The 26,743-nt window shown below is 61.2% G+C and carries 23 protein-coding genes and 1 pseudogene; 3 read left to right on the top strand and 21 right to left on the bottom strand.

Features of this window, described 5'->3' with window-relative positions:
- Positions 1-14: 14 nt before the first annotated feature.
- The 16 genes from BMZ79_RS04595 to BMZ79_RS04515 all read right to left on the bottom strand — a co-directional run bounded on the left by BMZ79_RS04595 (position 15) and on the right by BMZ79_RS04515 (position 18,568).
- Positions 15-2,747, bottom strand: coding sequence for an alpha-L-rhamnosidase (locus BMZ79_RS04595; RefSeq protein WP_090636940.1), 2,733 nt, complete (start codon positions 2,745-2,747; stop codon positions 15-17).
- A gap of 561 nt (positions 2,748-3,308) precedes the next feature.
- Positions 3,309-3,647, bottom strand: coding sequence for a cytochrome o ubiquinol oxidase subunit IV (gene cyoD, locus BMZ79_RS04590; RefSeq protein ID WP_090636939.1), 339 nt, complete (start codon positions 3,645-3,647; stop codon positions 3,309-3,311).
- A 1-nt stretch (position 3,648) separates the two neighbouring features.
- Positions 3,649-4,263: a cytochrome o ubiquinol oxidase subunit III gene (cyoC, locus tag BMZ79_RS04585; protein ID WP_090636937.1), complete on the bottom strand. Its 615-nt coding sequence runs from the start codon at positions 4,261-4,263 to the stop codon at positions 3,649-3,651.
- Positions 4,263-6,251, bottom strand: a complete 1,989-nt coding sequence (locus BMZ79_RS04580; RefSeq protein WP_371263625.1) for a cbb3-type cytochrome c oxidase subunit I — start codon at positions 6,249-6,251, stop codon at positions 4,263-4,265. The genes cyoC and BMZ79_RS04580 overlap by 1 nt, the downstream gene beginning before the upstream one ends.
- A complete protein-coding gene (gene cyoA, locus BMZ79_RS04575) occupies positions 6,248-7,291 on the bottom strand; it encodes a ubiquinol oxidase subunit II (RefSeq protein ID WP_090636933.1) in 1,044 nt (347 codons plus the stop codon). Before cyoA ends, BMZ79_RS04580 begins: the two co-directional genes overlap by 4 nt.
- A gap of 145 nt (positions 7,292-7,436) precedes the next feature.
- A complete protein-coding gene (locus tag BMZ79_RS04570; protein ID WP_090636932.1) occupies positions 7,437-7,685 on the bottom strand; it encodes a hypothetical protein in 249 nt (82 codons plus the stop codon).
- 94 nt (positions 7,686-7,779) lie between these two features.
- Entirely contained in the window at positions 7,780-8,628 is an 849-nt protein-coding gene (locus BMZ79_RS04565; RefSeq protein WP_218154649.1) for a hypothetical protein, read from the bottom strand.
- Positions 8,625-9,104, bottom strand: coding sequence for an anti-sigma factor family protein (locus BMZ79_RS04560; RefSeq protein WP_090636928.1), 480 nt, complete (start codon positions 9,102-9,104; stop codon positions 8,625-8,627). Before BMZ79_RS04560 ends, BMZ79_RS04565 begins: the two co-directional genes overlap by 4 nt.
- Before the next feature lies 1 nt (position 9,105).
- Positions 9,106-9,639, bottom strand: coding sequence for an RNA polymerase sigma factor (locus BMZ79_RS04555; protein ID WP_090636927.1), 534 nt, complete (start codon positions 9,637-9,639; stop codon positions 9,106-9,108).
- A gap of 50 nt (positions 9,640-9,689) precedes the next feature.
- Positions 9,690-10,892: an MGDG synthase family glycosyltransferase gene (locus BMZ79_RS04550; protein WP_090636925.1), complete on the bottom strand. Its 1,203-nt coding sequence runs from the start codon at positions 10,890-10,892 to the stop codon at positions 9,690-9,692.
- A gap of 118 nt (positions 10,893-11,010) precedes the next feature.
- Positions 11,011-11,463 carry a divergent PAP2 family protein gene (locus tag BMZ79_RS04545; RefSeq protein WP_090636923.1) on the bottom strand — a complete coding sequence of 151 codons (453 nt, stop codon included), beginning with the start codon at positions 11,461-11,463 and terminating at the stop codon, positions 11,011-11,013.
- Positions 11,464-11,488: 25 nt separating this feature from the next.
- A complete protein-coding gene (locus BMZ79_RS04540) occupies positions 11,489-12,403 on the bottom strand; it encodes a DedA family protein (RefSeq protein ID WP_090636921.1) in 915 nt (304 codons plus the stop codon).
- A 67-nt stretch (positions 12,404-12,470) separates the two neighbouring features.
- On the bottom strand, positions 12,471-15,584 hold the full coding sequence (locus tag BMZ79_RS04535) for an efflux RND transporter permease subunit (RefSeq protein WP_090636919.1): 3,114 nt from the start codon (positions 15,582-15,584) through the stop codon (positions 12,471-12,473).
- 296 nt (positions 15,585-15,880) lie between these two features.
- A complete protein-coding gene (locus BMZ79_RS04525; RefSeq protein WP_177222010.1) occupies positions 15,881-16,546 on the bottom strand; it encodes a phosphatase PAP2 family protein in 666 nt (221 codons plus the stop codon).
- 188 nt (positions 16,547-16,734) lie between these two features.
- On the bottom strand, positions 16,735-17,613 hold the full coding sequence (locus tag BMZ79_RS04520) for an NAD-dependent epimerase/dehydratase family protein (protein ID WP_090636913.1): 879 nt from the start codon (positions 17,611-17,613) through the stop codon (positions 16,735-16,737).
- A gap of 19 nt (positions 17,614-17,632) precedes the next feature.
- The gene (locus BMZ79_RS04515) at positions 17,633-18,568 is read right to left on the bottom strand and encodes an aldo/keto reductase (protein WP_090636911.1); all 936 of its coding nucleotides are present in this window, start codon (positions 18,566-18,568) and stop codon (positions 17,633-17,635) included.
- A gap of 175 nt (positions 18,569-18,743) precedes the next feature.
- Between BMZ79_RS04515 and BMZ79_RS04510 the strand changes: the two genes are divergently transcribed.
- Positions 18,744-19,058 (top strand): winged helix-turn-helix transcriptional regulator, encoded by a 315-nt coding sequence (locus BMZ79_RS04510; RefSeq protein ID WP_090636909.1) that lies wholly within the window; start codon positions 18,744-18,746, stop codon positions 19,056-19,058.
- Positions 19,059-19,179: 121 nt separating this feature from the next.
- A complete protein-coding gene (locus BMZ79_RS04505) occupies positions 19,180-19,896 on the top strand; it encodes a helix-turn-helix domain-containing protein (protein WP_177222009.1) in 717 nt (238 codons plus the stop codon).
- A gap of 274 nt (positions 19,897-20,170) precedes the next feature.
- Here the strand turns inward: BMZ79_RS04505 and BMZ79_RS35565 are convergent.
- The 3 genes and pseudogenes from BMZ79_RS35565 to BMZ79_RS04495 form a co-directional block, all read right to left on the bottom strand.
- Positions 20,171-20,338, bottom strand: a pseudogene (locus BMZ79_RS35565) (GerAB/ArcD/ProY family transporter); the annotation flags it as partial.
- Between the two features lie 116 nt (positions 20,339-20,454).
- The gene (locus BMZ79_RS04500; RefSeq protein WP_090636905.1) at positions 20,455-22,224 is read right to left on the bottom strand and encodes a Rieske (2Fe-2S) protein; all 1,770 of its coding nucleotides are present in this window, start codon (positions 22,222-22,224) and stop codon (positions 20,455-20,457) included.
- Positions 22,225-22,343: 119 nt separating this feature from the next.
- The gene (locus tag BMZ79_RS04495; RefSeq protein ID WP_177222007.1) at positions 22,344-22,805 is read right to left on the bottom strand and encodes a DnaJ family domain-containing protein; all 462 of its coding nucleotides are present in this window, start codon (positions 22,803-22,805) and stop codon (positions 22,344-22,346) included.
- 388 nt (positions 22,806-23,193) lie between these two features.
- Between BMZ79_RS04495 and BMZ79_RS04490 the strand changes: the two genes are divergently transcribed.
- Entirely contained in the window at positions 23,194-23,820 is a 627-nt protein-coding gene (locus BMZ79_RS04490; RefSeq protein WP_090636901.1) for a YjgB family protein, read from the top strand.
- A 75-nt stretch (positions 23,821-23,895) separates the two neighbouring features.
- Here the strand turns inward: BMZ79_RS04490 and BMZ79_RS04485 are convergent, their stop codons facing one another.
- Together BMZ79_RS04485 and BMZ79_RS04475 are read right to left on the bottom strand one after the other, a co-directional pair.
- On the bottom strand, positions 23,896-25,272 hold the full coding sequence (locus BMZ79_RS04485) for an FAD-dependent oxidoreductase (RefSeq protein WP_090636899.1): 1,377 nt from the start codon (positions 25,270-25,272) through the stop codon (positions 23,896-23,898).
- 276 nt (positions 25,273-25,548) lie between these two features.
- Positions 25,549-26,598, bottom strand: coding sequence for an NAD(P)-dependent alcohol dehydrogenase (locus tag BMZ79_RS04475; protein WP_090636897.1), 1,050 nt, complete (start codon positions 26,596-26,598; stop codon positions 25,549-25,551).
- Between the last annotated feature and the right edge of the window lie 145 nt (positions 26,599-26,743).

Genomic DNA, 26,743 nt, shown 5'->3' with positions numbered 1-26,743 from the left:
CCATTAATCTTTCGTTAAGCCGTAACCGTCTCCTGCTCCGCCGCTTGCTTCGCCGGATAGCGGAACGCGTAGCTCCCCGAGCCGAGCGTCAGTCTCGCGCCTCCGTCCGTTTCTTCGGCCGCCGTCACGCCATCGGCCAGCTCGGCCGCGAGCCCGTCCTCCTTCAGCTCAGCCAGCGTGATGCCGTCCAGAATGAGTTCGGCCGTCGCGTTCGCGGGCACCGCGATGCGCACGATCGTCTCCTCCGCTTCCTGCGCCCAGCCCGCTTCGATCCGGCCGTACGGCGATTCCAGCGCCGCGCGCGCATGCGTCAGCGCGCCGTCCGCGAATCGGGGACGGATGCGAAGCTTCTTGTACGCCGCTTCGGCGTCGTCCATGTCGAGACCCGCCACGTAGCGGTACATCCACTCGCCGATCGCGCCGTACGCATAGTGGTTATACGAGTTCATGTCGTCGCTCCAGAACGAGCCGTCCGGCTTGATGCCGTCCCAATGCTCCCAAATCGTCGTCGCGCCTTTGGAGACGGAGTAGAGCCAGGACGGATACGTCTCCTGCATCAGCAGCTTCACGGCCGTCGCGTGATAGCCGTTGTCCGATAAGGCGAAGCACAAGTACGGCGTGCCGACGAAGCCGGTCGTGAGATGGTGCTCGTTTTGCGCGACCAGGTCGTTCAGTTCGCGCGCGATCCGCTGCTTCGCGTCGCCTTCAACGAGATCGAACACGAGCGCGAGCACGTGCGCAGTTTGCGTCGGCGCGGCCAAGCGTCCGTTCGGCGTCACGAATTCCCGGTTGAACGCCGCTTTGATCCGGTCGTACAGCTCGCCGTACGCGCGCACGTCCGCCGCCTTGCCGAGCACGACCGCCGTCTCGCGGACGAGCCGGGCCGAATACGCGTAGAAAGCCGTGGCGATCAGGTCGCGCGGCGTTGCGCCGACATAGCTGTTTTCCTTGGCGTCCAAGCCGAGCCAGTCCCCGAAATGGAAGCCGGTGTTCCACAAATACTCGTTGTCGCCTTGGCTGCGGATGTACGACACCCATGCGCGCATGCTTTCGTACTGCTCCGATAACAGCCTTACGTCGCCGTAGCAGAGGTACATCGTCCATGGCACGATAACGGCGGCGTCGCCCCAGGCGGCCGAAGACGGGATCTTCTCCTGCGGCGTCGGCGGGTCCGTCTCGTTCAGCGCGTTCGGAATGACGAACGGCACGCCGCCGTTCGGATTCTGATCGGCCTTCAGGTCGCGCAGCCACTTCGCGAAGAACGCCGCCACGTCGTAATTGAACGCGGCCGTTCGCACGAATACCTGCGCGTCCCCCGTCCACCCGAGCCGCTCGTCGCGCTGCGGGCAGTCCGTCGGCACGTCGACGAAATTGCCCCGCTGGCCCCATTGGATATTCCGCTGCAGCTGGTTCACCATGTCGCTCGAGCAGTCGAATTCGCCCGTCGGCGCCATGTCGGTATGGATGACTTCGCCTTTGAAGGCGTCCACCAGCCCCGCTTCCAGCGCTTCCGGCCATCCTTCGACGCACAAGTAGCGGAAGCCCATGAACGTGAACGTCGGCGCGTACGTCTCGCCCGGCACGCCCGCAGCGGTGTAGACGATCAACTGCTTGGCGGAACGCAGGTTGCCGATGTAGAAATTGCCGTCCTTGTCGAGCACTTCCGCGTGCTTCAGCGTAATCGTCGTGCCGGCCGGCACGTCGAGCGTCATCCGAACGCGGCCGACCATGTTCTGGCCCATGTCGAGCACGACTTCGCCTCTCGGCGTACGGATCAGCTGCCGCGGCTTGATCGTCTCGATGACGCGAAGCGGGTGATGCTCCTGCGCGACCAGATGCTTGACGGGAAGCGCGAGGCTCTCCGCGCCGCTCCACGCCGAATCGTCGAAGGCCGCGGTGCTCCAGCCGGGCTGCTCCAGGTTCGCGTCGTACGTTTCGCCGTCGTACAGCTCGGCCAGGCGGATCGCGCCTTCGGCCGCTTTCCACGACTCGTCGCTGCATACGATCTCCTCCGTGCCGTCGGCATAGACGATATGCAGCTGCAGCAGCAGCGCCCGGCGATCGCCGTACAAACTGGAGGTCGTCGCCCAGCCGAGACGGCCCTTGTACCAGCCGTTGGCGAGCATGGCGCCGATGCCGTTCAAGCCGCCTGCGGCGAGCCGGTCTGTTACGTCGTACGTCTGATACTGCTGGCGTTTGCGATAGCTGGTCCAGCCCGGCGCGAGCAGCTCGTCGCCGACCTTCTCGCCGTTCACGTACAGCTCGTACACGCCCGCGGCCGTCGCGTAGACGCGGGCGGACACGATGCCTGCCTTGACGGCGAAACGCTTCGCCAGCAGGAAGGCCGGCTCCGCCTTCGGATCGATCGCCGCCTCGGACGGCGTAATCCACTTCGCCTGCCAATCCGCCGGCGAGAAGAACGCCGTCTCCCACCAGACGGGCTCGCTCCACGCCGATTCGCGGCCGAAGCCGTCCCACGCCATCGCTCTCGCCCGGTAGCGCGTGCGCGACCGCAGCTCTGGCCCGGCATACGCGACCTGTATCGACGCATCCGAAGCAATGCGGCCGGAATCCCAGAGCGGTGCCGCGAAATCACCGTCCGCCCCCGCAACCTGCAGCCGGTACGCGGTTTGAAGCGTGCCTCGGCGGTCGGACCGCAGCTTCCATCCGAAACGCGGCACTTTGACGTCCGTGCCAAGCACATGCGTACGATATTCGCATGTAAGCGATTCCACAATCAAACTCATCCCATCCCACGCTCCATTCCATGTCGCTTTGTTCCGTTCTTGCACTCAGTATAAGCCGGATGCAAGTCTCCATGTTTGGGCGAACGGGACTTTCAATATGGGGAAATCGGACATTTTACCGCCATTGGCGGGGGGTGGCGCATCGGGCGCTCGGCGATGCAAACGGACGGAGCGCAAGCCGTCGGCCGGCGGGCTGGATTCCCCGTCGGCAGATCCAGCCGCATTCGCCCAACCGTGACGCAAAGCCCCGTCAGCACATTCGCCAACGGGGCTTTGCGTCAAACTTATTTAACTTGAAATCGTTCAACTTGATCTTTACAATCGCAAGCTTCTTATGCCGGTTGCTCATCCATGTCAACCTACGCGCCGTAGCCGAGGATTATGAGCCATTTGGAGAGGGAATGCATGAAGGCCTGGATATCGAACAACATCGCGCCTCACCTCCTTTCAAGTTAAATCTATGCTCCGATTCCAGGGTACAGGCACACTTTTTGCGTCATGAATAGCGAGGGCGGACTCAACCCGGCTCCCTCGCTGCCGCTTCCTCTCGTCTTATCGCAGCTAATACATCGCATTATGGTCCATGATCCAAATGGACCCGTAGACGACGACGACGACGATGATCAGGCCGAGTATGAGCGTGATGAGGTTGTAGCGCGGCCCTTCTTCTTCCCGTAGATGCATGAAAAACAGCAGCTGAACGGCGAACTGCAGCACCGCCGTAATCAGCAGCACGACGATCGTGGCCGTCTTCCCGAACCAGTGGTCGATGACGGCCAGAATCGGAATGATGGTCAGGACGATGGACAGTCCGAATCCGATTACATATTCCTTCAGCGAACCATGGTGTCCGCCGCGCCCTTCATGGCCGCCGCGTCCGATCGCGTTATGCCGCGCCACGTCACATCACCCCCATCAGATAAACGAACGTGAAGACGAAGATCCACACGGCGTCCAGGAAGTGCCAATACAGGCTCGTAATCTGCACCTTCCGCCGCGTGACCGGCGTCAGGCCGTGCCGGCTCAGCTGGACGATCAGCGCGGTGATCCAACAGACCCCGAGCGATACGTGCATCCCGTGCGTGCCGACCAGCGTGAAGAAGCCGGAGAGGAACGCGCTGGAGTGAATCGTATGCCCCTCGTGCACGAGCTTCAGGAATTCCGCCACTTCCATGCCGATAAAGCAAGCCCCGAGCAGAATCGTCACGATCAGCCAGCCCAGCAGCCCGTTCCGGCTGCCCGCGTTCATCGCCAGCACGGCGAGCCCGCTGGTGAAGCTGCTCGTCAGCAGGATGAACGTTTCGACGATGACGCCGGGCAATTCGAAGAGCTCCTTCGCCCCGGGGCCGCCGGCCGTATTCTCGTGAACCACGAGGAAGGTGGCGAACAGCGTCGCGAACAAGATGCAGTCGGTGATCAGAAAGATCCAGAAGCCGAATTTGCGAAGCTCCTCCAAATCGTGATGGCCTTCGTGGCCGCCTTGATGCCCGAGCGATTGATGGTGTGCGTGCGCCATCAGACAATCCTCCCTGCCTTGGCTTCCGTACGCCGAATTTCGTCTACGGGAATGTAGTAGTCGGTGTCGTAATTAAACGAATGGGCCAGCATCGTCAACGCGATGCCGACGAATCCGGGAATCGCGATCCAGAGCCAGTGGAACACGAGCCCGAAGCCGACCGTGAACCAGCAGACCGATTGAATGAACGGGATCGGCGAATTCTTCGGCATATGGATCGGCTCGAGCTTCGGCCTTGGCTTGGGCGCCTTGCCCGCGGCGATGCGTTCCTTCTCCTCCCACCAATCGTCCCGGTCCGTCACGATCGGCGTGGTCGCGAAGTTATAGAGCGGCGCCGGCGACGGAATGGACCATTCCAGCGTGCGGGCGCCCCATGGATCGCCAGTGGTATCCTTTTCCATGAATTTAATGCTGTGCGCGATCTGCCATACTTGGAACAGGAAGCCGAGTCCCATGAGGAAGCCGCCGATGGTTGACGTGAAATTCATCGCCCACCAGCCTCTGTCCCAGCCGTACGAGCTAAGCCGGCGGGTCATGCCGTCGAGACCGACAAAATACTGAGGCATGAAGCAAACATAGAAACCGATATTCCATATCCAGAACGCCCATTTGCCAATGGGTTCATTCAACTTGAAGCCGAATATTTTCGGCCACCAGTAGTACAAGCCCGCAAAGTAGCCGAATACGGCCCCGCCGATGAGAACCTGATGGAAGTGGGCAATGAGAAAGTAGCTGTTATGGAACTGGAAATCCGCCGGCGCCGCCGAGAGCATCACGCCGGTCATGCCGCCGACGACGAAACACGGAATGAATCCGAGCGTCCAAAGCATCGGCGTTTCGAACGATATCCGCCCACGGTACATCGTAAACAGCCAGTTGAAAATTTTCACGCCTGTCGGAATCGCAATAATCATGGTTGTAATCGCAAAGAAGAGATTGACGTCGGCTCCTGAACCCATCGTAAAAAAGTGGTGGAGCCAGGTGAAATACGCCAAGAGACTGATGCTTAGCATCGCAAACACCATGGATCCGTAACCGAATAAGCGCTTCTTCGAGAAGGCCGCCACGACTTCCGAGAAAATTCCGAAGGCGGGCAGAACGATGATGTACACTTCCGGGTGGCCCCACATCCAGATCAGGTTGACGTACATCATGGCGTTGCCGCCGCCGTCCGTCGTAAAGAAGTGCGCGCCCAGAAAGCGGTCCAGGAACAGCAGTGCAAGCGTGACCGTCAGGACCGGGAACGCGACAATAATCGCAATGCAGCTTGAGAGCACGGACCACGAAAATATCGGCACCTTGGACCAAGTCATCCCGGGGGCGCGCATTTTGACAATGGTGACAATAAAGTTAATTCCCGTCATTAGAGACCCGATCCCGGAAATTTGAACGCCCCAGATGTAGAAATCTTCACCCACGCCCGGGCTGCCCGTCAGCTCCGAAAGCGGCGGATACGACAGCCAGCCGGCATTCGCCGAACCGCCGATAACGAAGGACATGTTAAACAGCATCGCGCCCATGAAAAACAGCCAGAAGCTAAGCGAGTTGAGGAACGGGAACGCAACGTCGCGCGCGCCCAGCTGCAGCGGCACGGCAATATTGAATAAGCCGAACATGAGCGGCATCGCCATGAAGAGGATCATTTCGACGCCATGCGTCGTGAACACCTCGTTATAGTGCTCCGGCGATAAAAACTTCAGATCGGGAAAGGCAAGCTGGGTCCGCATCAGCAGCGCATCGACGCCGCCGCGGAACAGCATAAGCAGCGATGCGATGATGTACATTATTCCGACGCGTTTATGATCGACAGTCGTCAGCCACTCACGCCAGAGCCAGCCCCATTTTTTGAAATAGGTGAGCACGAAGATAATCGCCACCGTCGTCAGCACGATCGCCACATCCGCCCCGTAAATCAACGGGTCGCCTGTGACAAAGAACCATGAGACGAAATCCATTATCGAATCAATCACGGAAGCCTCTCCTCTCATTTGCCATGATTCATGCGCATGTTGTGAGATTTATGATCGGATTGCCCGTAGCTTCTGACGTCAGGAGCATCCTTCTGCGCGTTATTTCCCGGCGGCAGCTGGCCGTTTTTCGGATGTTCCGTTTGCTCGGCTTTCTTTTCTTCACTAAGCGTTCTGGCCTTAAGGGTATATCCCGGAGGCGCTCCGCGGCTCGTCGAATATTCGCTGACGATTCGCTCGAACAAACCGGACGGCATGGATGCGAAGGTCATCCGGTCCGAAGTCCCTGGCGCCGCAAGCTGGTGATACCCCTCTTCAGATAGGGCTTTCCCTTCAGCCTTCGACTTTGCTACCCATTGATCGAAATCCGTCTTTGAAGTGGCTTTGGCGGTAAAACCCATTTTCGCGAAATCGCGGCCCGTAAAATTGGCTCCGGTCCCCATATAATTACCAGGTTCATCGGCTTGAAGATATAACGTTGTTGCCATGCCGGACATCGTGTAAATCATCCCTCCAAGCTGCGGCACCCAGAACGAGTTCATCGGGCCGTCCGAGGTCAGCTCGAACTTAATCGGCGTTCGCTCCGGAATGACCAGATAGTTGACGGTTGCGATGCCTTGCTCCGGATACAGGAACAGCCATTTCCAGTCCAGCGACGTGACCTGGATGGTGACGGGCTTCTTGTCGGACGCAAGCGGTTTAGCCGGATCCAGCGCGTACGTGTATCGTGCGGTCACAATGGCCACGGCCAAGATGATGGCGATCGAGATGCCCCACCAAAGGATTTCCAGTTTGGTGCTGTGCGACCATATCGGCTGGTACGGCGCATTGTTGTTCTTCTTGTCACGGAATCGCCAGATGATCCAGGCCGTAATCGCTAACACCGGTACCACGATAATGAGGCAAAGCAGTGTTGTGATATAGATCAAATCACGTTCCTGGAGGCCGATCGGTCCTTTCGGATCGAAGACAATCATCGACTTGCAGCCCGATGCAAGCATAACGGTGCTTGTCAAGACGCCGCCGGCAGCCAACCGCCGCATCAGCTTTGACGTATTCATGAGTTCCTCATCTCCTAATCCTCGCCTTGGATTGCATTATTTTTCCCCGGATAGCGGTTCAATATTACAGCGTCCCGAGCGGCAGGTTATGACAAGGAAAAAGGACCGTTCCCCTCGCGGGAAACAGCCCTTCGTCGCGAACCGATTATTCCGATTCCGTCTTGCGCTTGTGCACGAGGTTGATGGCCGTGCCGATCATGTAGATGAACACGCTGCCCACCAGAAAGCCGATTCCGGCCATCAACCGCCTGTTGCTGTCGCTGAAGTCGCTGTAGTTGGTGAGACACAAAACAGCGCCGATGATGAGCGCCGCCCATGCGGCGATTTTCATCGCCTGGAACAGCGCGTTCCCTTCGCGTTCCGTTTTTTGGCCTGCTGCCGATTTCGTCGTCATGCCCGCTTCACTTCCTCGTCCGTAAGTCGCTGTCGATCCTGTCTTGCCTATTATTAACGCCGGGCACCGTTTTTCATGCATAATAAGCCGCACGTTACGCGCGAGGCTTCTTCCTGCGCAGCGAAGCGAGCCACTGCGTGAACGCCCCGAGCGAGAACAAGGTGAAGAACAGAACCGCCAGCCACCCGATGACCGGAATATTCGCGATGGCCGCGATGAGCGTCGCGCCGACGATCAGCCGAACCCAGTCGTTCGGCAGCCATTTCTCCTGCAAGAAGCCGCCGATCTGATAACTGAGGGAAGTCATCCCGACGACGCAGGCGGCCAGCAAGATCAGGAGGACCAGAAGCAGGAAGGGAATCCCGATGATCGTCACGACGCACAGCGCGCTGAACGCAAGCAGCATGACGCCGCTTATGCCGCCGAGATACAGTTGTCGTTTCCACGACAGGCCGGGATGCCGCTTCACCCATTCGGATGCCCTCCGCCCGCCGATGAAATAGACGGAGACCGGAATGACGATCAGCAGCAGGCTGCAGGCCAGTTGAAGCGTCCATACGCCCGCGACCATGCCGCCGCCGATGAGCAGGCTGTTTTGCGTGCCGGTATCCAGGGTCAGATTATGAATGTCGTCGCCGGTTTGCGCGCCTTCGTCCTGCGTGATTCGCCCGCCGATGACCACGATGGCGCCGTCCGCCTTCGCGGTGGACGCGAAGTGCAGATCGCCGTTCACGACGACGACCGCCCCCGTCACGTGTCCGCGAATGTCGGCATCTCCCCCGACCACGTACAGGTCGTTCACGGTCTGGCCCTCGGGAACCGAGGTGGACGAATGCGCGAAAAAACTGCGGGCGGAGACGTCCGAGGGCGCGATAAGGAGTAAGGCCGCGACCAGGAGTCCGAGCATGGCGACCAGCTTCTTCATCATGCGATTCACCTTCATACGGCCGCCGACCGGAGCAGCCTGCGAAGCGACAGGATCGAAGCGGCGAGCACGCTGAGCGACAGCACGGCCGCCACGGCCGCCACGACCGGCATATCCGACACGGCGTGCGACGTCGTATAGAGCAGCGCCTTGCCAACCGCCAATGCGCCGCGCATCACGTGAACGGCGACCGGTCCGGCGACGACCGCTAGCAGGACGAACGCCAATGCGGCAAGCAGCGGCACCAAGAACCAGAGCCTTCCGAGACTTCGGATGCGATTTTCGCGCGCGACGGCCTGCATGACGCGGTTCTCCAAGCCGGCCGGCTCGGCTAGCGCAAGCATTTCGGCCGTAAAGCTCTGGGTCATTTCCGTTAGTTCCTTCAGCAGCATGCGGCAGGACGGGCACTGTTCCAGGTGCGCTTCGATTTCGAGCCGAGCGTCTTCCTCCAGCTCGCCGTCCAGATAAGCCGACAACTGTTCTTCGGGGTGCATGTCAGTCCTCCTCCCCCCGGTTCCATATTTTCCGCAGCGCCATTCTTGCGGCGAACAACCGGGACTTGACCGTCCCGACCGGTATGGCCGCGAGCGCGGCGATCTCTTCGTACCGAAAGCCTTGGATATCGTGCAAGAGCAGGATTTCCCGGTGATCGACGGATAGACGCCCGAGCGCTTCCTGCATCGAGACCTTCAAATTCGGGTCGCCGGCCGACGGATCCGGAACGGCGTCATCGGGCATCTCGCCGATCTCGACGGTCCTGGCCCGCTGTTTCAGCTTATCCTTGCATAGATTCGAGACGATGCGCATGAGCCAGCTGTAGAAGGCATGCACGTCGTCCAGTTTGCCCAGGGCCAGATAGGCTTTCATGAAGATCTCCTGGACCGCGTCTTCCGCCTCCCCCCGGTCGCCCAGCATCCCGAAGGCATGCCGATAGACATGGCCTTTATAACGCGCGACAAGCGCCGAGAACGCGTCCTGGTCGCCTCCTCTTGCCCGCGCGATGATTCGACTTAGCTCCTCATCCACCACATGCGTTCAACTCCTGCCGATAAGGAAGCTTTCCCCATCATGCCATAATCCTATCCTTCCGTAAACGCGCGGCCCGGAGCGTTCGACGGCAGGATCAGCCGGCCGCGGTCAGGCCCGCGATCGCGGCCGCCCTCCTGCCCGGCTTCCGACAACCGGTTCAACACCGTTTGCGCGATCGTTCGGGAAGCGTGCAAGCTAGGAGGCGAGTCGGGCGCCTGCCGCGCGGAAAGGACGCGACCCTCCGCGATGTCCCGCAAAGCCGACCGAAGCGACGGGAGATCGCCGGCGACGCGAATCGCGTTCCGGGCGGCCCAATAGTCGGCGTTTCCTTTTTCCTGTCCGGGGAGCGGCCGCGTTACGATGACGGGGAGACGCAACGCCAGCGCTTCGGTAAGGGTAATGCCGCCGGCTTTCGTAATGATGCAGGACGACGCCGACATCAGCCGTTCCATGTGCTCGACATAACCGAATACGCGGATGTCGGGCTCTCCCTTGAATCGCGCCACGGCTTTGCGGAACAGCTTCCCGTTGCCGCCGCAGACGAGCAGGAACGACAGCGCATGCCGCCGCGTCGTCCCTTCGGCGAGCAAGCGCGCGATGTCGTTCACCAGCTCCTCGGATTGCGCCATCGCCAAGACGTAGCGCCGGTTTGCGTCCAACCCGAAGTCGCTGTAACGGTCCGCATGGTCCGACGCTTCGCGGAACGCCGGCCGCACGGGAATGCCCGTAACCCGAATCCGCGCCGCGTCGACGCCCGATGCCGACAGTTCTTGCTTCAGCGCTTCCGTCGCCACGAAGTAACCGTCCGTATCGCGGTGAATCCACCTGCCGTGCAGGACGTAATCCGTGATGACCGTAAAGCTTGGAACCGTCCTGCCCGGCGTCCGCCGTACGTAGCGCATGGCGGCGAAAGGAAACGTCTGGATGACGGCATCGGGGGCCTGTTCCTCCAAGATGGCTTGAACCCGGCGATGGCCGGAAGCGTACAGCCATCGGCCCAGCGGCGCGTCCGACGGGATGCCCCTCGTCGCGTCATAGCTCCAGCCGTACAAGCGCGGACACCGCGCCATGATTCGGTCGTAGACGAATTTCGAGCATGCGTTCCAGCGCGGATGGGCTTCTTCCAACGCGTCCACTAAGCGGACGTCGGCCTCTTCCCGCGCCGCGAATTGCTCCTGCAGCGCCTTGGCGGCCTGGTAATGGCCGTTGCCGAATCTGGCGTAGAGAATCAGAATCTTCGGCTGCTTGCGCATTGGACGATCCCGCCTTTCCGATTCTAACTAAGGCTTCTAAGTAAGGCTTCAAAGTAAAGCATCAAAGTAAATCTTCAAAGTTAAAGCTTCAAAGTAAGGCAGCAAATAAAGCTGCGAATTAAACCGCAAAGGAGTAATAGAGCAGCAAGCTGACCAAGATGCCGAAGCACGCGCCCGCGTATACTTCGCTCGGCCGGTGACCGAGCAGCTCCTTCAATTCGCGCCACAAGTTGCCATCCTGCAGGAGGCCGGGCACGGATTTGGCCCACTGATTCAAGATCGAGGCATGCATGCCCGCATGGCGCCGGATTCCGGCCGCGTCGAACATGGTGATCGCGCTGACGATCGCCGCGATGGCAAACCCGCTGGAGTCGAAGCCGTCCTTCATTCCGATCGCCGTCGCCAGCGAAGTGACCGCCGCGGAATGCGAGCTCGGCATCCCGCCCGTGCTGAAGCCGAGCCCGACGTTCCAGGTGCGGTGCGTAATCAGGTAAACCGGCACTTTGACGATTTGAGCGGCCACGATCGCGCAGAGGGCGGACAGGAGCGGGAAGTTATGGAGCATCGACATCGCCGACGCCTCCTTTCATGATGGCTTATGCCCGTACGGACCGGAATTTGCGCAGCAGCTCCGGCAGCATGGCATGCAGACCGACCCATACGCGGATATGCCGGCAGGACCGCAAGAGCAGCAACGCCGAGCATCCGCAAACCGTTAAGGAAATTAAGGTTGCCCCGCTTGGCAGCGTATTAAACCGTTGAACGCCGAACGCGACGGGTCCAAGCCGATGCAACGCCGTCCGCAGCGTCGCGCTCAGCCATTCGAACGCGGCACAGGACGTCAGGAGCAGCAGCAGCCTGACGCTGCAGCAGCCCTGCACCCGGCGAACGGCCGGCGCCAGCAGCCGCATGAGCAGCTCGCCGACCCGTCTATTGTATTTGCGATAAAGATAGTACATGACGGCCAAAATCGCGGATGCGGCGCCGATCAGTATCAGGTCGTGGTTGATGACCGCGTGGTACTGTTCCCACTTCGGCCCGAGCAGCTTGCCCAGCGTGATGAACAAGCCGGCCCAAAAGACGGCCCCGGTGTAAGCGAAGAGCGCGTAACGCCGGAACGGCATCCGGGTCATCCCGCAAAAATAACCGGTCATATGCCGGATGCCGGGAATGAAATACGCGACGAAAAGCAGCTTGTCTCCGTACTTCCCGAACCATTGCGTCATCTTGTCCATGCGGGCTTCCGTCAGATGAACGCGGTGCCCGTACCGCGCGATAAACGGTCTTCCAAGCCGGTAACCGAGCCAATACGACAGCGTCACGCCGGTCAAGACGCCCGCGCTCGCCGACGCGATGCTGAAGAACCAGCTCAGCTTCTGTTCGTACACGGAGAGGCCGACCAGGCTCATCATCATCTCGCCGGGAAGCGGCAAGGCCAGCATTTCGAGGCAGAGAAAGAGAAAGACGAGTCCGTACCCGTAATGCGCCAGCAAATTCGTCAAGTAGTCCATGGTGATTGCCTCCCGATTGCAGAACGAGACGGATTGCGAATGCGCAATCCGCCTTGCTCCGCTTGGATTAGGCCGAGACGTTCGCGACCGCGTCCCGGTGCTTCTTGCGGTTCATGGCTTCGTACAAAATCGGAATGACGACGAAGCTGTTCAGCGTCGAGGTGATCATGCCGCCGATGACGACAACCCCCAGCACCTTCGAGATGACCGTGCCGTCGTCCCCGGACAGCGCCAGCGGGATGAGCGTCAAGACCGTCGTGGCCGCCGTCATCGCGATCGGACGAACCCGGGAGAGGCTGCCCTGCAGGACCGCTTCGCGCAGGTCCATGCCTTCCCGGCGGTTGCGTTCGATTTTGTCGATCAGCACGATGCCGTTGGTCACCACGATGCCGGTCAGCATCAGCCCTCCGATCAGCGCGGCGAGATTCCACTGTCCGTGCGCGGCGTAGAGCGCGAGCACCACGCCGGAGAGCGCGAGCGGAATGCTGATCAGCACGGCGATCGGCGCGCGCCAGCCGCGGAAGATCAAGCTGGTGATCAGCAGCACGAGCAGGATCGAGACCGCGACGGCAATCGTCATTTCGACGATCATCTGCGTCACCTGCTGCGTAATGCCCCCGAGCGAATACGTGACGCCGGCCGGAAGACGGATGGCCTGAAGCGTCTTATTCACGGCTTTCGAGACGCCGCTGATATCGCTGGAGACGATGCGCGCCTGAACCACCGTCTCGGGCTTGCCGTTTCGCTCCTGGATCGAGGAGACCGCGTCGCTCTTCCCGACCGTTCCGAGCTGATCCAGCCGATAGACCGAACCGTCCGTTCCTTTCACCGTCTCGGCTCGCAGCGAAGCCAGCACCTGATCGGCGGCGTAGACGGGCAGCGCGCCGTCCCCTTTCGGCTGTCCCGTCATGAGGGGGTCGAGGTACACGTCGACGGGGATGATCCCCGTTCCGCCGGAGACCGAGATGTCGAAGTCTTTCCCCTTGGTCATGTAACGGGCCAGGACTTTGTTGATCGCGTCTCTGGAAACGCCCGCTTTTATCACTTTTCCCCGGTCCAGCGCAATCGTAAACTTCGGAACGCCGTTGGCGAGATCGGTTTTGCCGACGACGCTGAGTCCGTCGAGCGCCGCCAGCTTGGCGCGCACGGCGGCAGCCGCCTTGTCGAGCGTGCCGGCGTCCGCGCCGCTCAGCATGATATTGATCGTGGCGTCATCCCCGGCGATATTCTGGTTCGTGACCGTCACGGCGGCGGCGCCTCGTTGATTGCCTAGGCGCTGCCGCAGGGAGCCGATGTAAGCCTCCGCTTGCTTCTGATCCTTCAGCGCGACGGACAGATTGGCGATATTCGGTTGTTGAATGTAGCCGCCGCCCTGGTCGAAGACGTCATCCGCCTGCGGCGTGAACGACGAACCGAACGTGGCCGAATACGACTCGACTTGCGGGTCCTGCCCCAGCACCGTTTCCACGCTTTGGACCGCTTGGTCCGCTTCCGACAACGGCGTGCCTTTCGGCAGCTCCAGCTGAACGGCGACTTGGCCGCTTGCCGTGCTGGGGAGCAGGCTGAACGGCAGCTGCGCGGCAAACCATCCCGCGGCCAGGAAGACGATCAACGACGCGCCCAGCACGGTTTTGCGATGCCGGAGCGCCGCCGTCAGGAACGGCTTCATGAGCGGTTCGAGCGTTACCGCTTTGCCGCCCGGCTTATGCCAGCCCATGTACGCGAACGCCGGAATGACCAGCATGGCCACCAGGAACGATACGGCAAGCGCTATGACGACCGACCACGCGAAGCCGGAGTACGAAGCGCCGATGATGCCGCCGACGAGCGCGATCGGCGCGTAGACGGCGACCGTCGTCGCCGTGGAACCGAAGATGGCCGGCAGCATCTCGACGACGGACGACGACAGGACGTGAAGCGCCCCCTGCTCGCGCTTCTCCTGCATCCGGCGATGCATGTTGTCCAAGATGACGATCGCGTCGTCCACGATGCGGCCCATGGCCACGATCAGGCCGGAGACGGTCAAAATGTTCAGCGTCACGCCCATGCTCTTCAAGACGGCCGTGGTCGCAAGCAGCGAAATCGGAAGCGATACGGCGATGAGCAGCGTCGAACGGACGTTGCGGAAGAAGAACAGCACGCAGAGCATCGAGAACGCGCAGCCCAAGATCCCTTCGCGCACCAAGCCCATCAGCGAGGCGTTCAAGTCATGCGCGCGGTCTCCGGTCAGCGTCATCTTGACCGCCCCGTTATGAACGTCGGGCAGCGCGGCCACGCGCGCCTGCACCTGGTCGGCGACCTTCGTAATGTTGGCGCCCGGCGTCTTGATGACGTTGATCAATACGCTGGCATTGCCGTTCGTGCGCGACACGGTTTGCACGTCGTTGAGCGCCCGCGAGACCGAAGCCACCGCCGACAACGGCACGCTTGCCCCGTCCTTATTCTTGATCGCGATATCATTGATGTCTTGCTCCGTCATGTCCCAGCCTTCCACGCGTACCGGGAACGGCGACTTCACGTTCTGGACGTTGCCCTGCAGCGCGGGAACGGCGGCCGCGACGGACTTGTTGAAATCGTCGAGCGTCATGCCGGCCGCGGCCAGCTCCTTCGTGCGGATGAGCACCACGTAGCCGCTCTTGGCGCCGCCGACGGTCTGCACGTCCGACACGCCGGGCACGGTCCTCAGCTGGTTCGCGATATCGGTCTGCACCGTCGAGCGCAGCGTATCGTCATCCACTTTCCCGTTCTGCGCCGTCAAGCTGTAGCTCAGAATCGGAAACGTGCTGGTCGTGAGCCGCGTGACGGCCGGCGGATTGACCCCGTCCGGCAGCTCGGCGTCGTTCAGCGCCATTCGAATGTCGCGTTCGGCCTTGTCCATGTCATAGCTCATCGGATAAGACAAATTCAGAAGCAGACCGCCGTCGTAGGACGTCGTCTCGAAATCGACGATGCCGTCGGTCCTTCGAATGACTTGTTCGATCGGCGCCGTAAGATCGCGCTTCACTTGGTCCGCCTGGTAGGACGAAGCGCGCAGCGACACCATGAGCGTCGTGTTGTTAATGCCGGGCAGATAATCGCGCTGCATTTGGACGGCCGCAACGGCACCCCAAGCCAGCAGCAGCAGGACGACGATCGTCAATATCCCTGCTCGCCGCATCACGGCTTCAATCAGTTTCTTCATGGCTAACCTCTCCTCTTGTTCGTCTCGTAATGAAAAGACTTCGAATGCAGGACGTTTGTTCATTGGCAATCCTTGTCGAATCAAGGAAGGATGACCAATCGGGCATGCCTCGCATGGCGCGTCCCTCTTTCTTCGCATCGAAGCGGGCCATGAATGAAAGGACCGCGGATGGAATCGGATTGTTCATTCGCCTCCAAATTTTTTTTTTGGAATGGCAAACGAAAAGGAGCTCGCGCGCCCCGAGGGACGCAAGCTCCTGATAGCTGGCTCTTTATAAGCGTTTCCCGCGTCCTTGGTCAACCATCGGTCCTTGGCCGTGAAAGCTTCTTCGACCGCCACCGTTCTTTCAGAAACCGTTCGTAGGAGCCGATGCTTGCCGCGAGCCACGACGCGCTGATGATATACCCGCCCGCGACGTCGCTTGGATAATGAACCCCGAGATAAATCCGGCTGATGCCGATGCACGCGGTCATCGCGATCCCGCCAAGCAGCAGCGCCGTTCGAAGCCCGGCATGGCGCGCGTGCTTCCACAGAAAATAAATCGTGACGCCGTACAGCGTGAACGCCGACATCGAATGCCCGCTCGGAAAGCTGTACCCCGCCGCGTCGATGATGCGGTGCAAATCCGGCCGGGCCCGCCTGAACAGGGCTTTCAGCAGGACGTTCAGCAAGCCGGAGCAAACGATGACGCTGACGAAGAAGATCAACTCGCGGCGGTAACCGAGCGCGAACAAGACGAGCACGCCCAGCAGCGACAGCAGCGTGACGCACGGACCGGATCCGGCAGCCGTGAAGGCCATCATGACGGCCGTCATGGCCGGCGAAGCCAAGCGCGATACCGCCTCCGTCACCCGGCTGTCGAAGGCGGCGATATGATGCCTGCCGATCGTAGCCGCCAAGGCGAGGAATAGCCCGAGCAGAAGGAACGCGGAGGTCAACGATAGGAATAAGAGCTTGTTCACGCGCGGATCCCTCCCTTGCTCTAATGAAACCGTCCTTGCGCGCTCGTTTGTAATATGACCTGGAATGGGCGAGCTTACAACAGGTTTGCCGCGGCGGCTGTCAAGCATCGGGGGCTACCCAGACTGCTTCGGGCTCGGAAAATAAAAAAGCGCCGATGTCGGCGCTTAAAGCATGCGGCTTTCCTGCGTTATGCGTTCTCCACGGGAAGCTCGGAAGGCACGAACAGCCCGCGGATCTCAAGCCCTTGCTCCTCCCGGCGCTTCAAGTCCCGCAGGAAGTCGAGGAAGCCGATCCGCGGCTGCCAGCCGAGTACCCGGCTCGCTTCGGACAGATCATGCTGCTCGACTTCCTTCGGCAGCTCGATGCCGTACCGTTCCAGCAGCGCCGCCCCTCCCGGCAGCTGCCGTTCGCACCATTCGGGTCCTAACCGCGCGAAATCGGCCCTTACGTCCTCGGGCATGCCATGGTCGGTATGGACGATCGTCCGAAACAGGCCGAACGCTTCGCTCGCGGCGGCCTCCAGCGACAGGACCGTAGCCGACGCGACGTCCCTGCGGTCCACGCCGTTGCGGAGGAGCCGCGCGCCGAACTCCAGGTACGGCCGCGGGATGAATTCGTGATAGCGGAGCATCGCGATCGAGGCGCCCGTCATCTCGTGATAAGCGCGGCACAGGTCTTCGCCGATGACTTTGCTGACGCCGTAGACCGACCACCAGCCGTAGGCCATCGAAGAGGCGTAGACGATCGAGCGGATGCCTTCTTTCCTGCACGCCTCCAGCACGTTGTACGTCCCGTCGACGTTGACCGCGAAGATCGTGTCGTCGCTGACCGGCGGTTGATGGGCGCAGTGCCAGGCCGCCAAATGGATGACGCCGTCCATGCCCCGGACGGCCTCCCGGACGTCCGTGACCGTCCGCGTGTCGCAGCGGACAAACTCGGCCGAGGCCAGCTCCGCCGCTTTCGCGGGCATGACGTCCGCCATTCTGACCTGATGGCCCGCCCGCAGCAGGGCTCGGCATACCGCTTGTCCCCCGTTGCCGGATGCGCCGGTTACCAGTACTTTCATCGTTATCCCACCTCCGTCGTTATTGCGTTTGGATCTGATCGATGATGCGCACGTCGTCCTCCGACAATAACGGCCGCGCGGAAGCGGAGACGTTTTGCGCGGCTTGCTCGGCGGTCTTGGCGCCGGGAATCGCGACGGAGACGGCCGGATGGTTCAGCACGAAGCGAAGCGCGGCCTGCGACAGCGTACGCTCCTCGCTTGACAGCTCTTTCAACGCCTCGACCTTGGACAGACTCTCGGCAAACCAAGCTTCGTTCGGCCAGTTGCGCCGAATATCGCCTTCGGGGAACGTCGTGGCGGCTTGGAACTTCCCGGTCAGCATCCCCATCCGGAGCGGGCCGCGGACCACGGCGCCGATGCCCTGCTCCTGCAGGTACGGGAGCACCTCCCGCTCGACGGACCGGTTCAGGATGCTGTAGTCGAGCTGAACGGCATCCAACCCGCCGTCGCGGTTGAAATGCTTGATGTAGTCGAAGTTCTCCGTCGAGACGCCGACCGCCCGTACCTTGCCGTCGCGCTTCAGTTGCGCGAACGCTTCCAGGAACGCCTCGGTCTCTTCCGGCTTATCCCACCAGAGATGGCAGAAGTAGACGTCGATATAGTCGGTCCCGAGCCGCCGCAGGCTGTTCTCGAACGCCTCGATCACGTTGCCGGGCTGTCCGTATACCGGTTCCCCCCGCGGATCGCGGTGATGGCCCATCAGGCCGCCCTTCGTCGAGACGATCAGCTTGTCCCGTCTGCCCTCGATCAGCTTGGCCACGAGCGTCTCGCTCCGGCCGTTGCCGTACACGTCCGCCGTATCGATGAAGTTGACGCCCAGCTCCACCGCGGCTTCCATCGCCCGCAAGGACTGCGCGTCGTCGACCGGCCCCCAGGCGTCGCCGCCGATCGCCCATGCGCCGAATCCGATTTCCGATACGTCGATTCCCGTCTTGCCCAGCTTCCTCGTATACATGGCGCACCTCCTCATAATAGCGGTCTGCCTCATCTTAATCGATCTTTCCCGCTGCCGGAAGTACGCACTTTTATCATAGTTTGTTACCTTGGGGTGACTATTGGCAGGAAAATCGGCCTGAACCTGCGAATCTTGTAGACGTAATCGTTCACCACTGCATAGGAGGCATGCAACCATGGGACATACGGAAAGGCGCGAGTGCGAGATCGAGCAATCCCTGCGCATCATCGGCGGCAAATGGTCGTTTCTCGTCATTCGCGAACTCTTCTTTCACGGCATGAAGCGGTTCACCGAGCTTAAGGGCGCCATTGCCGGCATCAGCTCCAAGTCGCTGACGGAAACGCTGCGCCACTTGGAGGACAATCAGGTCGTCATCCGCGAAATCCACGCCACGGTCCCGCCGACCGTCGAGTACCGCTTGACGGCGAAGGGCGAAGCGTTCAGCGGCATCTTGCTCGAGATGAAAAAATGGGTCCGCGACTGGGCGTAGCATACAGGGTTCGGCGTGCAGTTTTCCCGACATGCGCATGCCGGCCAGCGCAAGACGATTCGCAAGAAAAGGCAATCGCGCTCGCCGCAAACCAGGTATCTTAGGCTTAGGGGGCGAGGAGATGGCGGACGATCAGGAGATGGTCGAGGAGCAACGGCGGGCGATGCGCCGCGCCATGGACGATGTCGCGGCCCATTTGCGCGACGAGGGGTTATCGCTGGAGGCCGCGGCGCGCTTCGCCGGCTATTCGCCGTTTCATTTTCACCGGTTGTTCCACGCCTGGACCGGGGAAACGTTCGGCCGCTACGTGCGCGTCCGGCGGCTTGCCGGCGCCGCACGCGAGCTGCGCCGCACGGATCGGGACGGGACCCGGATCGCGCTGGAGGCCGGCTACGGAAGCCAGCCGTCGTTCATTCGTTCGTTCGCGCGCATGTTCGGCACCTCCCCCCGCCAATTCAGGAGGAGGGATTGCACCGTGCACCAACCCCGATTCGCCGAGCTTGCCGCGCGCACCGTGGCCGGCGTCGTCTGCTTGACCGATACGTCGCAGGACCGCAACATCGCCCAAGCCTGGACCGCGTTCGGCGCGCGCTGGCCGCGCATTCCGGACAAGACGAACGAGCATGTCTGCTATGGATTGGAGCTATATGAACCGGCGGCCGTACGGCGCGAAGGCGGCTTCGCTTACCTCGCCGGCGTGGAAGTAGCCGCCGCGCCCGCGGCGGGCGTCGACGGGATCGTCTTCCGCGCGATTCCGGGCGGACGCTACGCGATCTTCACGCATATCGGCTCGACGGAGCTGCTCGGCGAGACGTTCGATTTCATCTACCGCGGCTGACTTCCGGCTTCGGGCGAGCGGCTCCGCGGCTTGCCGGAAGGGGGCGGGTTCGACTTCGAGCGCTACGACGGCCGCTACAAGGAAGGCGATCCGAACGCGGAGCCGGACATTTACGTGCCGTTGGCGTGAGCGCCGGCCATGCGAGGACAATCGAAAGCCCGGCGCTCGTCCAAGCGCCGGGCTTTTTGCGGTTCGTTCGCCGTGCGGGTGCCGCCCCTTCCCCATCGCCGTCAAACGGACGGCCGGATTTTCCCGTGAATGCGTTCCATCCGTAGCTGTTGATGAACAGATAGACGGACATTTTCACGAACACGCTGACTATCCAAATCACCACGATCCACACGTTCATGTTCTGCATGAATTCGAGAAAATGGAAAAACCGCACCATGTTGAAATAAGGAAAATAAACGGAGCTCGCGATTTCGACGCCGAAGGTGGCCACCGTAATTGTTTGACGAATTCGGGCCGGCTATACGATTGGCCCGCCGCTGACGGCGGCCGGTATTACGGGCACGCAAAAAACTCCGCGCCTCTTCCGCGGAGTTTTCGTGCGGGGCGCTATTCTTCTTCAAACAACCGTTCGCCTTTATGCAGCCTCCAGGCGATCTTGGCGGTTTGCGGGAGCTCGCGCGCCGTCGGCGCGTGCGCCGCCAAGTAGCGCGTGCAGGCGAGCAGCATCGTTTCGCGGGCCTTCTCCGCGAACGGTTCGTCCGCGGCACGCCAATGGTCGTACTCGGCTACCGCGGCCTCGTACAGCTGAAACGTATGAAACTCCGCGTCCTCCCGCAGCAGCGCATGGCCGAGCGTATTGAGCAGCGGATTCGGTTCGCCGCCGCCGTGCAGGTAGTCCGCGACCCATTGCGCGGCCGGTCCGACCTGCTGGCGCCGGTCGAGCAGATCGAGCAGCTCTTGATGGTCGGCCGGCGCGGCGGCTCCGGACGGCTTGGGCCGCGCGGCGGCCGGCACGTTCAGGAACCGGTCCAGATAGACGCTGGCGGCGCCGTGGAATATCGCCCGCCGCAGGAGCGGCTCGTCGGATTGCCGCAGCCGTTCGTGAACGGCGTGCGCGTACGTGAACGTATGAAGCACCGCGACCCAATCGCCGAAATCGTTTTGCGTGTGGAAGCGCACGATCCGTTCCGCGGCGGCCAAGGCCACGAGCTGCGCCAGCTGCGCCGGAGCCGTGCCCGCCAGGAGCTGGTCGCGCAGCGCCGCGATCGTCTGCTCCGGCGCATCGCCGAGCAGCAGCTGCAGCAGCCGCGTTTTCGCCTCGGCGGAGAACGCGGCATTCGCCGGCGCCGGCCGGCCGTCGAGCTTCGTCTGCTCCGCTTGCCGCGCGATATCCTTAACGGCGTTAAGAATCGGCTCGACGAGGTTCAGCGGCGCCTGCCACTGATGAAGCTCCTCGCTCCGCGTCGGCCGGGCCATCAGGGGGACGAGCGAGCTTAGGATCCGCTCCCGCTGCGAGGCTTCCGCCCATTCCAGCGCTTCGAACGCTTTGTTATGGAAGTCGAACGCATGCCCGCCGTCCAAGTAGAAGTGATCGGTCGCGGCGATCAGCATCATGTCGGCCAGCCGCTTCGCGTCGATGCCCGCCGACACGGCCGTGCTCAGCACCTTCTCGGCGCCCTGCGTATCCCGTACCTCGATGCAGGTCCGATACCACTCGGTCAACCGTTCGGCCGGAACGTCCGCGGACGGCAGCGCCGAGAGCAAGTGGCGGGTTCCGCGGCCCGCGCTGGCTCGCGCGACATGGACGAGCCCTTGGTACAAGGCGAGGATCTTGCCGGTCTTGTCCAGCTTGCCGACGATGCGCGTCATCGCGGTCAGGATGGTGAGCCCGGCGTTCCAGCCCGTACCTTGCGTCGTCCCGAACGCAATGCCGATCCGGGCGATGCGCTGCTCGGACACGCCTGCCTCGATCAGGCCGACGACGGCTTTCGCGATGACGATGCCGATGTTTTGCTCAAGGCCTTCCTGAAGCTTTTGCATGTAGTTGTTCGCGTCCTTCGCGCTTGCGGACACCGGATTGACCCGGACTTCGCCGTCGTCGATTCGCACGGCATGCGACGGCACGTCGTCCGCCCACGGATCGAGCGTGCCGCCGCTGCAAATATCGAAGCGGGCATGATGCCAATGACAGGTCAAGATCCCGTCGCACAAGCTCCCCATGTGAAGGGGGAATCCCAGGTGCGGGCAGCGGTTGTCCACCGCGCGTACCTGCCCTTCGTGATAAAAGACGGCAATGCCGCCCCGTATCACCTTCGCGCCTTCCTGTTGAAGCGCTTCCAATTTACCGGCCGAAATCCAGTTTAAGCCGTTGGTCATCGATACAGCCTCCTTTGTAATCAAGCTGTGCTGCGATTTGTAAACGGTTCACTTCAATTATAACGGAACGCCGGCGAATTGTGGCGGCTTCTTTCTGCATGCGTTCGCGCAGCCCCGGCCTACTCCCAATACCCGAGCCGGCGGCTCGCGTTCTCTTTCGTGACCGTCGGCTTCTGCAAGGCCGCATGAGGCACCATGGCGTTGTACTTGACGATCATCGCGTTAATCTCGCGCAGTTCGCGCTCGATCGTTTGATCGCCGTCGCTGCCGGTCCGTTGGAGCCAATGCCGTAAACGATCCCTGATGTCGTGCTGCAGCGTCAGCCATCCCGGCAGAAAGTTCGCCTGACGAAGCAGGCTGTTCGTCACGTCGCCCGACGGCACTTCGATCGGTTTGCCTTTGCCCGCCAAATCGTCGAAAGCCCCCTTCTTCCATTCTTCCCGGAAGATTTCGCCGACCCAGTCGTGAACGGTCACGCCCGCGTTCCAATAGTTCCTCGCCGGCGCTTCCGCTTCCGTTTGCTCGGTCTCGCGTGCCGCTTCGACGTCGGCGTCGATCCGCGCGTCGCCGGGAGGCGCCACGGCTCCATCCGTTTGAGAATGCTTTTTCTTTCGCTTGTCAAAGCCAAAAAGCATAGGCTCACCGCCTGTTCCGTTAGTCGACGGGATCGATCCGCGCGATGCTGAACACGGCGGACATGAAGCGCTTGCAGAACGATTCGTTACTTTTAGTGTATCCATTCCCTCGGCATGCGCTCATCGTGCCTTTGAAGATTCCATGAACAATGCGGCACGAAATCCGGAAAGCGCGGGCGGCTCCCGCTTCGCTCTTCGCGTCCCGAACCGTCGTTACTTTGTTGTTACTTTTTCGTTACGCTTTTGTAACGCACTTGGCGGGCGCCCAAGGTAAGATGAGCATGTAAGCCGACAACGTCCCTTATCCCCCACTACTACGAAGAGGTGAATATAGATGAAGAACGCAGCAACGACTACACCGGCTTGGAAAACATGGGGCAAGCTCGCCCTCGCAGGACTCATCACGGCTGGCGCCGTCACGTTCGCGGCCGGCCCTCAAGCCAACGCGGCGCAAGCGGCGAGCGCCTCCATCGCGTCGAGCCTGAAAGCGGAAACCGGCAGCGCCTACATCAAGTCGATTTACGACTTGGCGAAAAAAGGACAGATTCCGGGTCTGCAGGCCATCGCCGGCAAAACGCCGATCTCCGCGGTCCATTACAAATGGGGCACGCCGGATACGGGCGGCAGCCAGAAAGGCAACCATTACGAGTTCTACAACTTCGGCATGGGCCGCGGCGCGTTCGGGTTCGGCGTGAACAAAGCGGGCGTGATCTACGACCTGCGCAACTTCGGCCAATCCGTCGACCAGTCGGTCGGCATCAAGTCCCTGACGTTCGCATCCGTCATCAAGACGCTCGGCATGCCGAAGGAAGTGCGCTGGAACGGCACGGACAAAATCTACGTCTACCGCCCTTCCGCGGCGTACGAGCTGAAATTCGTCGGCCCCGGCACGGTCGTCAAAGGCAAAATCGCGCACATCGACCATATCAACGTCTACTCGGCGAAAGCGGCGGCGAAATAATCCGCGCCCGATCCAATGCGAAGAAAAACACCGTCCACAACCGGCATTGCCGGGAATGGACGGTGTTTTTGCCGCTTATAGCTGCGCGAATAAATCGTTCAACGTCTCGGTCATGCTCGGATGCGTGTAGATGCGGTCCCGAAGCGATTCGTACGTCTGTTCCGTATCCATCGCGAGCGCGATCACATTGATGATCTCCCCGGCTTCCGCGCCGAACAGGGCAGCGCCAAGAATGCGGCCGGTTTCTTCATCGACGACGGCTTTATAAAAGCCGATCGTCTGCTGCAGAATCCGCGCGCGCGGCGAAGCCGTAAGCGGTAATTTCGCGACTTTGACCCGAAAGCCCGCCTTTGCGGCTTCCTCTTCGGTCATGCCGACCTTCGCGAATACCGGCGTGATGAAGACGGAGATCGGGACGTGGCGGCGATCCTGCCGCGAACGGGAGCCGTCCCCGAACAAGTGATTGCGGATGATGCGATAATCGTCCAACGAGATATACGTAAACTGCGGTCCGCCGTTGACGTCACCGATCGCCCAAATATGCGGCACGTTCGTGCGCAGGGTATCGTCGACGGCGATGAACCCTTTCTCCGTCACGCGGACGCCCGCCCGTTCCAGCGCCAGCGAAGCGGTATTCGGTTGCCTGCCCGTCGCGAAGAGAACGACGTCGGCTTCCAAGGAGCGGGAATCGCCCGCTTCATCCCGGATCGACAGGACCGCGGCCGATGCATCGTCGTGGATGCGCTCCACGCGGCTGGAGAACATGAAGCGAACGCCCAAGGCTTCAAGCGCCTGCCGAACGGCTTCCCGCACGTCCGCATCTTCCCGTTTCAGGAGCTCCGGACTCCGCTCGATCACGGTGACCTCCGTGCCGAAGTTGGCGTACATCGACGCGAACTCCAAGCCGATAAAGCCGCTGCCGACAATGGCCATGCGGCGCGGCAGCTTGTTCAAGCCGAGAAGCGTGGTGCTGTTGTAGAGACGCCGGCTGTCGCCTTCGACGGCGGGCATGGCCGGTACGGCACCGGTATTGATGAAAATTCGGTCGGCTCTGATCGTAACCGCTTCGTCCGCTTGCATCGTGACGATCACCTCGTGAGGCGAGACGAAAGAAGCTTGTCCGGTAATCAATCGGATACCGGGATGCCCGGCGACGTTATCGCGATTTTTGCCCCGCAGGAACGACACCAGCTCTTCCTTCGTCCGCCATGCTGCTTCGAAGGCGCGTTCCTTCTCCGCGAATTCGACATCCCCCCGGGATGCGGCGATCTCCGCGCCATGCACGAGCGACTTCGTCGGAATGCAGCCGATATTGATGCAGGTGCCTCCGTACATGGCCGGCGACTGCTCGACGACGATGACGCGCCAGCCCTGCTTGGCCAAGAAAGGCGCGAGCGTTTTTCCGCCTTTGCCGAACCCGATGATCAAGGCATCGGCTTCCTGGGTGATCATGGTGCCATTCCTCCTCTGGTGGTTGCGTCTTCCCCTGTCCGCGCCGACAGCTCGCATGCGTTAGTCTGATACGAAGGACAAGGAAATATCGCTTTGATTATGAAGGACAAAGGGAAAATCCAGATAAAGACCGGTGGGCCGCCGGTTAGTACCGGCAGCCCTGGGCGATATCTTCTGGTTACGCGACCGAAGCTCAACCTTCATATTGCTCGTCGCTGACCTGCTCCAGCCAATCGACCGCCTTGCCGTCAAACCGTTCTTGAATCGCGATGTGCGTTATTCCTTCCCCATCGTGCCGATGTCGATGACAAACCGATACCGAACGTCCGAAGCCAATACCCGCGCCCAGGCTTCGTCGATCCCGCTGGCGGCAATCAGCTCGATTTCGGGCGCGATGCCGTGCTCGGCACAGAAATCCAGCATTTCCTGGGTTTCGCGAATGCCTCCGATGGACGAGCCGGCAAAGGAACGGCGGTAAGGGATCAGCGAGAATACCTGAACGGGCAGCGCCTCCGGGGGCGCGCCGACGTTGACGAGCGTACCGTCTACCGCAAGCAGCGAGAGATAAGCGCTCATATCGATCTTGGCGCTCACCGTATTCACGATCAGATCGAACGTACCGGCCAAGTCGGCGAACGTCTTCGGATCGTTCGTCGCATAATAATGATCCGCGCCAAGCTTCAAGCCGTCTTCCCGCTTATTCAAGGTTTGGGATAAGACCGTGACCTCCGCCCCCATCGCATGCGCAAGCTTCACGGCCATGTGACCGAGACCGCCGAGCCCGACGACCGCGATCTTTCGGCCGGGAGCGGCGCCCCAGTGGCGCAGCGGCGAATACGTCGTAATGCCGGCGCACAGCAGCGGAGCGGCGGCGCTCAGCTCGATGGCGTCCGGAATGCGCACCACGAAGTCTTCGGTGACCACGATGTGCGTGGAGTAGCCGCCTTGCGTATAGTGCCCGTACCGGTCGGTCGACGCGTAGGTGCCGGTGTTCCCTTGAAGGCAATATTGTTCCTCGCCTTTGCGGCAGCTCGCGCAATCGCCGCACGAGTCGACCATGCAGCCTACCCCCACGCGGTCGCCGACGGCATGCTTGGCGACGTCCGAACCGACCTGCGCGACGATGCCGGCGATTTCGTGCCCCGGAACGAGGGGATATTGAACCGGTCCCCATTCGCCGCGGGCGGTGTGGATATCGGAATGGCAGATGCCGGCGTATTTGATTTCGATGAGGACATCGTGCGGCTTCAACTCCCTCCGTTCGATCGTGGTCAGTTGAAACGGACCTTCCGGGCCGAATACGGCGCGTGCGTGTGCATGAATCATCGATTACCCTCCTGTTAGGCATGAAATGGCATGACATAAGCAAACCGATTTGATTAACCGACTCTCGTCTATTATTATAGAGCACGGATTCTATCCATCAATGGTTGATTCGTCGCGTTTAGCCGATAAATCAACGGATGGATCC

The organism is Paenibacillus sp. UNC496MF (assembly GCF_900113915.1).
Taxonomy (GTDB): domain Bacteria; phylum Bacillota; class Bacilli; order Paenibacillales; family Paenibacillaceae; genus Paenibacillus_Z; species Paenibacillus_Z artemisiicola.
The sequence above is the reverse complement of the archived record's forward strand: the minus strand, read 5'-3'. Positions and strand labels throughout refer to the sequence as shown.